Consider the following 10,199-nt stretch of genomic DNA (forward strand, 5'->3'; position numbering starts at 1 on the left):
CGGCTTGCATTGCCCCTTGAAGGCTGCCGTCCGTTCACCCGCGCAGCAGCAGGGCAGGCCGGACCGCCGAGACCAACGGCCCTTCCTGGTGGCCTTCGCACCCGAGGTGCAGCTCGTGCCGGGCTCGGGTGGTGAGCACGTAGTACATCATCCGGACCGCCGCCGAAGTCGGGTCCTTGTCCGCGTCCACGTGAAGGTCGGGGACCACGACGGTGTCGAACCCGAGGCCCTTGGCACTGGCCCGGTGCGCGATGACCACCCCGGGGCGGGTCAGGTCCAGGGTCCGGTAGCGGCCGCTGGTGGCCTGGGACGTGTAGAGCTGCGGTCGCAGCCGGGGAGCGCGGCGCTCCAGGCGGGTCAGCAGGTCGAGCTGGGCGCGGGTGGAGCCGAGGACGACGCCGATGCTGCGCGCGGGTTGCCGTTCGGCGAGCGAGACCACCAGCTCGACCAGGGCGCCCGCGCCGGCGAACCGGTGCAACCGGGGGACGGAGCCCTCCCGGGACGGCAGCTCGGGCGGAGCGGCACCGATGTGGAATTCGGCCGCGAGTTCGGCGATCTGCCGGGTGTTCCGATGATTGCCGCGGACCTCGTGGGCGGCGGCACAGCCGAGCGCCCTGGTGATGTCGGCGAGCGTGGAATGGGTGTCGGTGAGACGTTGGCACTCGTCGGCGTAGACGGTGGTGCGGGCGCCCAGAACGCGGCACAGGCGGTAGAACGCGGGTGGCAGATCCTGGCCCTCGTCCACGACCACGGCGGGGACCGGAGCCGAGTCGACGGTGGCCGCACGGGTGTAGAACGCGGGCCAGTCGAACCAGCCGTCGTCCGTCTGCGGCGCGTCCCGGCCGTACCAGCCGGAGAGCCAGGCGTGCGCGGTCGCTACCTGGACCCCGCCCCGCGGCGTCCGCCCGCCACCGGCTGTGCCCCCGAGCCGGGCGACCACTGCCAGCAGCTCCTGACGGAGCAGGTTCGAACGGGTGAGCAGGACGGTCGGGGTCCCGGTCAGCGAGAGCATGACGGCCCGTTGCGCGGCCAGCAGGCTCTTCCCACTACCGGGAGGTCCGCTGACCAGGTGGTTGCCGTCGAAGGGCAGGATGTCGAGCGACTCGCGTTGCGCCGGAGTCAGGTCGAGGTAGCTGATCGTCACGGAGCCGGCTGCTCCAGCTCGGCGGCCGCCGCGGTACGGGCCGCGGTGACGGTGGACTCGAAGAAGCCGGGGACGTGGTCGCCGCCGATCACCAGGGCGCGGTCGAGCAGTGTGTTGCCGGTCTCGCAGCTGGTCTCCGGAAGCAGCGCACAGGCGTGGCAGGCAGCCCGGTTGAGGTTGCCGAAGCCCTGGCCGGTGTGCTCGGCGCACAGGGGGTCGGCGGAGCACCAGGCCGCTGCCTCGATCATCCGCAGGACGGTCTCGGCCAGGTGCGGGGCCTCGCCCTGCTGGACCAGCCCGCCCAAGGTGCCGTCCGCGTCGCCGGCCGCGGTGTAGACGAGCAGACCGTACTGGTCCTGCGCGGGTCGGGCGTACACACGCTCGCGCAGGCTCGCCGTGGTGTACCCGGACTCGAACGAGAGCTGGCGGATCAGCAGATGCGCGAGGGTGTGCAGGAGCACGAAGCGGGGGGCGAGCCGCGGGCCGGTCAGACGTTCGAGCCGGTCCTGCTGGAGCGAGCCCTCCAGGTCCGCCCGGATGGCGGAGACCCGTCGGCGGACGGCCTCGTCGGCCTCCCAGGAGCTGAGCCGCTCCTGGTCCAGGGTGAGGAGGATTCCCTCGCCGAACACCTCCACGGCCGGCAGCCACTTGAGCCGGTAGCCGGTGTCGGCCGGCACGACGGCCGCGTCCGGAGTGAGCCGACTGAACCCGGACAGTGCGCGGACCTCGCGCAACCGGTCGGCGAGAACGACCCGGCCGATCCGTTCGGCGAGGTCCGCCCACGGTTGCTCGGTCTCTCCGGCCAGGCCGAGTGAGCCCTCGCGGACGGCGAACCCCCGGGTCGCGGGCGGCGCCGGTGAGGTGAAGGCGGTCCACTCCTCGCGGCTGAGGTCGGGGCGCGCCGCCGCCGCGGCGGCACCGGCCGGCGGGACCGGTGACGGCGCACCGCGCTCCTCCGCGAGCAGGGCGTCCAGGAGGACATCGGTGGCCCCGGTGTCCTCCTCGATCATCTCGCGGAAGGCCGCCGCCCGCGGACCGTCCCCGGCCTTGCAGAGCGGCACCCACATGTCGTGCGCCCGGACCTGCTCGGCCAGTGCCCGCTCCGCCGGGGACCCGTCCCCGGCGGCCGGCTCGGCTTCGGGGATGTCGAGAGCGGAGTGGACCACCGGGTAGTACAGGTTGCCCGCGGTGCGCTGGACGATCTGGACCGGCTTCACACAGGTCACGGCCTCGTTGGCGCGTTGCCAGGGATTGCGCCCCGAGCAGCGCACGCCGTGGGTCCCGAGCACGTCGAGAAGGTTGCGCTGGGCCCGGCAGGTCGGTGCGGCGCATTCGACGGACAGTGCCTCCAGGCCCGCGGCGCGCTCGGAGTAGCGGAACCGCAGCTGTTCCCGGCCGGGGCAGGCACGGCGTTCGGCCGGATCGAGACGGGAGTGCGCCCAGAACCACCAGTCGACGTCGCCGAGATGGCCCGCCGCGCAGATCTGGACGAACCGCATCGGCGCCAGTCGGCGGGTCGGTGAGCAGAAGCGGCAGCGCGGCTCGGTTCCCGGCTTCTCGTCGGCGATGCGCCAGCGGACCAGGCGGCGGCAGGAGCCGCAGAACAGCCAGGTGGGGAAGCGGATGTACGGTGCGCCGGGTGCGTCCGGGCGGTCGTAGCGCTCGCCGAGCGCGGCCGGGGCCGCGTAGAACCCGCTCACCCCGAGCCGTGCCGCCAGCCGCGGTGACTCCACCGGCTGGCGGAGCCGCGGCCAGTCACCGATGCCCGCGGCGACGAACGACTCGCCCTGGATGTCCAGCACCGCACCCACCCCGAAGGGCAGCACGGTCTGGGACTGGCGGACCCTCAGTTTCCGGCTCACTGGTCGGTTCCCTTCACCGTCACCTGGCACTCGCGGTCGACGTTGCGCATGGAGTTCGGGGTCTCCCACAGGCCCCCGGACTGCTCGAACCCCTTCAAAAGGTTCGCCTGTCCTTTGCCCTGGCTGCTGTAGTACAGCCGCTTGCCCCCGGCGCGGGCGTCGAGAGCGGCCCGCTCCCACTCGGTGAGGAGGCCGTCGAGTTCCCGCCGGACGTCCTCGGCCGCTCGTGGATCGCTCGCGGCGGCGCGGGCCGCGAGCCGGTCGGCGAGCGTGCGCGCCTCCGCGAGCCGCTCCGGGAGGTCTCCGGCCGTGCTCTCGGCGGCCAGACCGAGCTGGTGGCGCACGAGAATGACCAGGGCAGCATGCAGGACCCGGCGGCGTGACGGCACCGACCACGGCGTGACGCTGGTCGGCTCGACGTGGCGGTACAGGGAGCGGTGGTAGACCCCGAAGCTCTCGTAGTGCGAGCGGTCGCGCGGCCGGGTGGCGTTCAGGAAGGTGACGACCAGGCCGGGGACACTGTGGCGACCGACCCGGCTGGTTGCCTGGATGTACTCGGCGGTGGTCTTGGGCTGTCCCTGCATCAGCATCAGGGCGAGCCGCTTCACGTCCACCCCCACCGACAGCATGTTGGTGCAGGGGAGGAAGGACACCGACTCCGGGTCCTGCCAGGGCCGCTCCAGCCGGTCGAGCAGCACCGGCTGCTCCGTCCGGCGAAGATTGCTGGTCAGTTCCTGGACCTGGTGGTCCGGCAGCGGACGGGAGCCGTTCCGGACGCTCAGGCTGCCGAGCTCCGCGGGGATGTCGTCGGCGGCCGCGGTGACGGTGCGGCCCAGCTCGCGCAGGCTGTGGTGGTAGGCAACGAGGGTCCAGTAGTCGTCGCGGTGCTCCTCGGGTAGCTCCCACGCGCCCTGGAGCATGGCCGCGGCCGCCGCCACCACCGCACGCCCCGCGGTGTGGCCCTGGGCCATGACTCCGAGATAGCGGCGGCCCGGCCGGGCCAGGTCGGGTTCGGCGAAGTAGGAGTGCCGGGCGTCCAGTCCGGAGGCGGGGAACAGCTGTACCTCGCTGCCGTAGAGAGCGCGGACCTGCTCGCCGGCCCGCCGGATCGTAGCCGTGGACGCCACCACCTTCGGCCCGGTCCCGTCGGCGTCTGTGCACAGTCCGAGGACCGCCGACTCGAACAGACCGACCGTGGTTCCGAGCGGCCCGGTGAGCAGGTGCAGCTCGTCCTGGATGACGAGCGACGGCGGCCGGCAGCCCGTCCCGGACCCGAACAGGCGTCCGGCATCCGACTCCCACGCCAGCCTGGCGAATTTGTCGACGGTGCCGAGGAGGAAGGTCGGCGGGTGGTCGTACAGCTGCTGGTCGACCACGGCCACCGGCAGTTCGCCGTGGAAGCGGCAGGTGTCGCGCGGGCAGAAGAACGCGAACGAGTCGGCGCCCGCGCGCACGCCGTAGTCGCCGATGTCCGGCGATTTGTGGGTGGGCACCAGGCGGGTGCCGCACCACGGGCACCGGTCCAGGATGAACACGTCCTCCGGTCGGGCTGCCGCCCTGACGTCCTCGAACAGCCGTCGTGCGGCGTCGTACGAGTTCGGGGAGGTGCCCTCGCCGACCCAGAGGCCGACCGTGAAGGGCTCCTCGCCCAGGGTCTGCGGATCGGCGGCGCGCAGCGCCTCCAACGCGCACACCGTGGTGGCCGTGCGCTGGAACTGCTGGGTGGTCAGGAGGCTCAACGTGTAGCGGCTCAGCACGGCCGTGCCGCCGCCGTTCGGCTCACGGCGGCGAAGCAGCATGGCGAACGCCGCCAGCAGCAGGTACGCCTCCGTCTTGCCGCCTCCGGTGGGGAACCAGATCAGGTCGGTGACCTGCCGGTCCGGGTGCTGCCGGTCGGCGACGCCGTCCAGGGCGAGCAGGAAGAACGCCAACTGGAACGGGCGCCAGGACGCCGTCCGGTCCGGCTCGGGCTCCGCCGGGACCGGGTCCCGCCGGGCCCGCCGCTCGCCGGCCAGATCAGGGGCGGAGTGGCGCATCTGAAGGGCCATCGCCCGGTTCGCTGTCCGGAAGGCCTGCAACAGCTCCGGGCGGTCGGGGTCGCACAGGCTGTCGACGCCAGACTCGATCCGGCGGACCGCCGCTCCGATCCGGTCCAGCACGCGGCGGGCGGCCGCCCGTCCCCACACCGGGACCTCGGCGCGGCACTGTTCCTCGTACCAGGAACGGTAGCCGGCTGTGAAGGCGTCCAGCTCCGCGCGCAGCCGGGACACGGGCAGACCGGGGTCCGCCAGACGATGGAGGCTCAGGACCGTCGCTCCGGGGGGCCCGGCGGCCCTGGTGGCCGGTACGTCCGCCTCCGGGAGCACGGCGGCGCGCAGGACCACGACGGGCCCGGTGCCATCGGTCGGAGTCCCGTCCGTCTCCTCCTTCACCGCGCAGCCGTGGCCGACCGCGTGGGTGCGCACATGGCGGTACAGCAGCCGCAGCTCCTGCTCCTCCGGGTCACGGCTGGCGAGCCGGATGCTCGGGTACTGGAGGACCGAGCCGTCCAGTGGCCGTGCCGAGAGCCCGACCTGGAACAGCATGTGGTCCCACCGCGGGGGGTGCCCCGGCGCGGGCTCGGTCCGAGCTGTGTTGACCAGGGCCACGGTGACCAACTGGCCGGAACCGAAGGACCGCCGACGGATCCGGATCTCGGCCCGCCCGTCCAGCACGGTCACGCGGTCCCGGTCCGAGGCCAGGTCATGGGTCTCCTCCGGAAGGGGCTCCCGTTGCCACCGGCGACCCCGGTCCCCGCGGAGAGTGCGGTAGCGCGCGGCTTCACAGCTGACCCGGACGGTGACGGCATCGGTGAAGAAGGTGAAGCCCAGCGAGGAGGGCAGCCAGGCGTTGGACTCGGGGACGGGGTCGAAGGACGGGCTCGTGTCCGCGGCGTCGGACTCCGTGCCGGGGCCGTCGGTCTCGTCGGCGGCCAGCTCCAGCTGCCGCTGGAGCTCGGAGTCCTGCGGGTAGAGGGTGCCCATGAGGTACTGCCGGTCCGGCGGCGCGTCGAGGATCTCCTCCGGTCCGTGGGTGGGGCCCACGAGCTGCCGGCGGAGGTAGCTGACCAGTTCGTCTCGGGGTTCCACGATGAGGCCCGTTCTCGCGCTTGGGTGGTGGACGGTGTTCGTGCTCCGGGGGCGCCGGACGGTCAGTGCCGGCTCCACCAACGGCGGGGGTCGGGTGCGGCGGACGGCTGGTACGACGGCGGGGGCGGGGCGGCTGCCGACTGCGGAGTCGCGGTCGGCGGAGCGCTCGGATGCGGAGGCCGCGGTGCTGGGGCGGGCGGGGCGGGCGGGGTCGAGTGGCTCGCTCGGAGTTGCCGTTCCAGCTCTGCGATCCGCGTGGCCGCGTCCGATTCGACCTGCGCGACCCGGGCGGTCGCCTGCTGGACGGCCTGGACCGCGCGGTCGGCGGTCGCGGCGCGGGCCCGTTCGGCCTGGCCGAGAGCAGCCCGGGTCTCCGCGTGATCCTGCTCGCTCAGGGCCAGGGCGGCTGCGGTGTCCTCCTGCGCCTGCCGGGCATCGGTGAGCCGTGCCGACAGCTCCTGGATGGCTTGCACCGCGCGGTCGGCGGTCGCGGCGCGGGCCCGTTCGGCCTGGCCGAGGCCGTACTCGGCCTCGGCGTGGGCCGCCTCCGCGGCCATGCGCATGCGCTCCGCCGCGGTGTACGCCTCTTCTGCCGCGGCGCGGGCGGCTTCGGCGTCGGAGCGCGCCCGCTCTGCCAGAGCCAGGTTCGCCGAGGCCTCCGACAGGGCCCGCTCGATCCGCGCCGCATGCTCCGTGACCTCGGCGTACTGGACGGCGCTGAGCTCGGCAGCACGTGCGCTTTCGTCATGCGCCGCCCGAACCTCGGCGAGCTGTTGGGTGAGCTCCCGGCGGAGGGCGGTCAGCTCCTCCTGGTGCGCGCGACGGAGGGCAGCGAGCAGGTCTCCGTCGTGGTCGAGGGACTCGGGGAGTCGGCCGACAGTGGGCTCGGTGGGCACCACTACCGGGACCGCGAGCGACAGCGCCGATGCGTGGGTGACCACCCGAGCCGGGGCCGACGACGTCCCGGCACTCGCGGTGCTGGTCCGGAACGCCTTCAGCGCGTCCCCCAACGCCAAGCGGGACTCCGGTCTCACCAATGGCCGGGCGGCCAGGTACTCCCGGGGCGAGGTGTCCAGCAGTGCCGAGCACGGTGCCTCGAAGAAATCCTCCGGCCGGCGCCCGGAGGATCGGAGCTGGTCCACCACCGTCGCCAGTGTGTCCAGTGCCCGGACCACCGGACGGTCCGGCAGGTGCCGCCCACGGGCTGCGGCCACAGCGGCCGCAGCCTCCTCGGCACCCAGGAGCGTCTCCAACAGTTGGGGCCCGAGCGCCATGACTGCGTACTCGGCGAGCCACCGCACGTTTCGCTCGAAGGGGATGGGCAGGCGGGTGACTTCTTCCCACAGGTCCGTGTACCGATGTTCCGGTACGCCCCTGACCTGTTCGTTCGGCCCGTTCGGCCCGTTCGGTTCGCTCGGTGCCGTGACGCCTGAGTTCTCGGCGTCCGCTGTGGATATCGGTGGCATGGCGGACACAGCTGGCACGGGCGTTCCGGTGAGGTCGGTGAGCGAGAGCTGGACGGGCGTTTCTGTTTCGGGCGTTTCTGATTCGGGCGCCGCCACCGGGTCGGGACCGAAGGCCTTCGGGTCGGGGACGTGTGCCGTCGTGGCCATCACCGCCGACGGTGGCACGTTCGGTACGGAGGGAACGCGTCGGACGGTTCGGCGTACGGCCTGCGGCCGCGCCGTCGCGGGCCGCTCCTGCCACGTCACTCCGAGCGATTCGAGCACGAGCCGGCGATGGGTCGGCAACGCCCTTCCACCGGTCCCCCCTGCCTTCACCTGTTCCGCGACCCATTTCCCCACCGCGAAGCGGCCTTCCGTCTCGCCGGGATGAGGGTTGCCCCGCTCCGTGCGAGGGGTCTCTCGTTGGCGGAATGCCCGAAGGGCGCTCACGCCCTCGGCCCACTCCCGCTCTCCGAAATCCTTGGTGATGGCATGGACGGCATTGCCCTTCGCCTTCAACCAGGGGTCCGAGAGCATCAGCCGCAGAGCGGTGGACGGCGAGCCTGCCGCGTCCGCGAAGGCCAGTCTCAGTAGCGGGACGACCTTGGCCTCCAACTGGCGGACCCGCTCGCGCGTGACGTTGAGGTCCTTGCCCACGGCGTCCAGCGTCGCGGGGTCTGACCCGTCCAGACCGTACCGACGGGTCACGATCCATGTGTACCGGTCCGGAAGCAGGGCGATGGCCGCAAGCATCTCAGCCTCGCTCTGTGCGTCGAGCACGGACTGTTCGGGCGACGGGATCGCGTGTCGCGAGTCCAGGAGGTCACCGAGGTGGACTCCGTCGCCGATCACCCGGTCCAACGAGTCCGTGCGGCGGGTGAGGCGTCGGATCTGTTCCACCTTCGCGACCGTGAGGTCGCAGGCCACCGCCACATCCGCCGCGCGGGGCGAGTGGCCGCGGGCCAACATCTCGCGCTCGGCGCGCGCCACCTTCTGGGCGAGCTCGTGCATATGGACAGGGATGCGGATCAGGCTTCCCTCGTCGGCGATGGCCCGGTGGATCGACTGCCGGATCCACCACGTGGCGTACGTGGAGAACTTGTGCCCCATCCGGGCGTCGAACTTGCGCGCCGCGCGAATGAGCCCGAGCTTGCCGTGCTGGGCGATGTCCTCGTACTCCAGCCCTTGGTCCAGAAACCTGGGGGACAAGGCGTGGACCAGACCCTGGTTGTGCAGGACCAGGCAGTCCCGGGCCCGGCGACGTTCATGGGCGGCCGGGAGCTCGGCCAGTTCCTGGTCGGTCGGCTCGTCTCCTATCCGTGAGGCGCCTCCACGCAGCAGGACGGCGAGACCGACCTCTTGCTGGGCGGTCAGTATTCGCTTCGCGGGGCGGGCCAGGAGACGGTCCTCGGCCATGACGGCGCGGGCGGCGGCCACGGCAGCGTCGGTGTCGCTCTGCCGGAACGGTATTCCGGGATCCCCAGCGGCGAGGTCGTCGGTATCCGGTCCCTCCGCACCCGGCTCAGTGCTCGGCGCTTCGCGGTCCTCCACGTGCCCGCTGGAGCCGTGAACGATCCTGGCGCCGGCCCGCAGCAGCTCGGCCTCGCGCGGTGAGAGCCCGGCGAGGCGGCTGACCCCTTCGAGTACATCGGGGCGTACGCCGCCGTCCGGATCCGCGAATCGGCGCAGAAGCAGACGAGTGAGGTCGAGACGGGGGGACGGTACGGCCCCGTTGCCGGCCGGGGAGAGCTTCACGGGGTCGGCACGTTCCGAACGGGGCGTACGGGTCGGAGGAACCGGTCCGTCGACACGCAGATTCATGCGGGAGAGTTCTCGGGCCAGCCGTGTACGTTCCTCTTCACTCAACCCGAGGGCGTCGGCCGCTTGTCGATAGACCTCGTGCGCGACCACTCCCCTTACCGCGGAGCGCCGCAGGTGGCCGTAGAGCTGAGCGAGTGCTGCCCGGAGGTCAGGACCACCACCTGGCCCGGTTGCGGGGCGGTTCATGTCACGCACCTTCGTGGCAGCGGGGCTCGAGGCATGCGACGGCTCGGCGAGGGACGCTCATGGTTACCGCGCACGGCGACCCTAGTGACGGTCCGTTATTGGTGTCAACGGACATGGCCTTGTCAGGGAGAAGGGTCGTCCGTATACGGCCCTGGCCTGGCGGCCGACGATCCCGGACAGGGGCCTTCGTCGCGTGGGCGGTGCAAGAGGTCACGACCGGGCAGAAGTTGCCCTGCGGGCGGGGGAGGGGTAGTGTTTTCTAGTCGCTCGACAGGGAGCACCGGACACGCAGCAGCGCGGACGGTCCCGGGGCGGCCAATTCTCTGGAAATACCATCGGCCCGGCTTCGGGTTTCTTTGGCGTGTCCATTTATGGGGATTGCGGCCGGATTCGCTTTTCGGAGCGGGGGTCGGCTACAGTTTGGAACGTCGGACGGGGCGCCAAGCCGCGGAAGACACCGGCAAGTCGGAACGAATGAAACTCCGGAAAACGGAGCGGAAAACGTCTGATAAGCTGGGAACACGAAAGAACGAAGCGCCCGGAGGGCCGGTGTGAAAGCCGCCTGAAGGAAGTGTCCGTTCCTTGAGAACTCAACAGCGTGCCAAAAGTCAAC

At 71.9% G+C, this 10,199-nt stretch carries 4 protein-coding genes; all 4 read right to left on the reverse strand.

The window, feature by feature from the left end; translation table 11 throughout:
• Positions 1-34 precede the first annotated feature (34 nt).
• The gene (locus tag ACIPYS_RS37785; RefSeq protein ID WP_400754864.1) at positions 35-1,144 is read right to left on the reverse strand and encodes a DNA helicase; all 1,110 of its coding nucleotides are present in this window, start codon (positions 1,142-1,144) and stop codon (positions 35-37) included.
• Positions 1,141-3,006: a DrmB family protein gene (gene drmB / locus ACIPYS_RS37790; protein WP_400754867.1), complete on the reverse strand. Its 1,866-nt coding sequence runs from the start codon at positions 3,004-3,006 to the stop codon at positions 1,141-1,143. The genes ACIPYS_RS37785 and drmB overlap by 4 nt, the downstream gene beginning before the upstream one ends.
• Entirely contained in the window at positions 3,003-6,134 is a 3,132-nt protein-coding gene (locus tag ACIPYS_RS37795) for a helicase-related protein (protein ID WP_400754870.1), read from the reverse strand. The genes drmB and ACIPYS_RS37795 overlap by 4 nt, the downstream gene beginning before the upstream one ends.
• Before the next feature lie 62 nt (positions 6,135-6,196).
• The gene (locus ACIPYS_RS37800) at positions 6,197-9,490 is read right to left on the reverse strand and encodes a sigma-70 family RNA polymerase sigma factor (protein WP_400754873.1); all 3,294 of its coding nucleotides are present in this window, start codon (positions 9,488-9,490) and stop codon (positions 6,197-6,199) included.
• Between the last annotated feature and the right edge of the window lie 709 nt (positions 9,491-10,199).

Origin of the sequence: Kitasatospora sp. NPDC089913 (assembly GCF_044748625.1) — a bacterium.
In the GTDB taxonomy this organism is placed as follows: domain Bacteria; phylum Actinomycetota; class Actinomycetes; order Streptomycetales; family Streptomycetaceae; genus Kitasatospora.